Source organism: Acidithiobacillus sp. TH-A36 (assembly GCF_057473445.1).
Window position 1 is genome coordinate 1 of the sequence record NZ_JBYCKP010000363.1, and the last position, 1,266, is coordinate 1,266.

General features: G+C 53.5%; 1 protein-coding gene. It reads left to right on the forward strand.

Annotated features, from left to right (window positions below):
• On the forward strand, positions 1–1,176 hold a 1,176-nt coding region (locus AC2VLY_RS09640), incomplete at its 5' end, for an efflux RND transporter permease subunit (protein WP_486922172.1).
• Positions 1,177–1,266: the final 90 nt, after the last annotated feature.

Genomic DNA, 1,266 nt, shown 5'->3' on the forward strand with positions numbered 1-1,266 from the left:
TTTCATAATGCCCAGATTGTTTTTCAGGGACCGCAAAGCGCCCACTCGGGAACTGCCAGCGGCAATGGCAGCTATATTTATGAACTCATGGGCAGCAACTGGACAGATCTGAATGCGGCCACGCTGAAAATGACCGAAGCCCTGCAAAAGCTTCCGCAGCTGAATTCAGTCAGTAACAGTCTGGAAAACAATAATCCGCAGGTCACCATTCATATCAATCGTGCTCGTGCCACCGCTTTGGGGGTCACCCCGGCCGCCATCGAAAACACCCTGGGTCTGGCCTTTGGCGGACATGAGGTGGGAACCATTTACGGGGCTAGTAATCAATATGAAGTAATTATGGAACTTGAACCGCGCTATCAGAAAAATATCAATGCCTTGTCCACCCTGAGCGTGCCGGGGGCGGGATCAGCGCTGGTTCCCCTTTCTGCCGTAGCCAGTTTTCATTATGACGCAGCACCCCTGAATCTGATGCAGCACAATGGCCAGCCCTCCACCACTATTTCCTTCAATCTGGCCCCCGGGGTGCAGCTCGGTTCGGCCATCAGCGCCCTGCAGCATACGGCTCACCAAGTCCTTCCCGCAGGCATTGTCGGACATCTGGGCGGCAATGCCGCGCAATTTCAGTCTGCCTTCAAATCCCTGCCCTTTTTATTGCTGGCAACCGTGTTGCTGATTTACGTGGTACTCGCCATATTGTATGAACATTTCCTCCATCCCCTGACGATTTTGACGGCTTTGCCGCTGGCGGCTTTCGGAGCGCTGCTGTCTTTGGTCATTTTTCATGAGCCGCTGGATTTATACAGTTTCATCGGCATCATCATGTTACTGGGGCTGGTCAAGAAAAACGGGATTATCCTCGTTGACTTTGCCGTCAGTCGGCGCCGTGACGGCGAAGATGCCTACAATGCCATTATTGATGCCTGCACCATTCGTTATCGGCCGATCATGATGACTACTTTTGCCGCCATTCTCGGGGTGCTGCCCATAGCCATCGGCTTTGGCGCCGGTGCCGGAAGTCGGGTACCCCTGGGTATTGCCGTGGTTGGCGGTCTGATATTTTCCCAGTTTCTCACCCTGTATATCACGCCCGCTTTTTATTTATGGTTTGACGGGCTCTCCTGGCCACGTTGCAAACGGACGCAAGCCGTTGCGTTGAATCCCGATCTCTCATAAAGGTAACTCATCCATGCTTCTTCTGAAATCTGTCCAGCGCGCTCTGATGGTTCTTGGTGGGGCAGGCCTGCTAAGCGGCACTTTACTGGG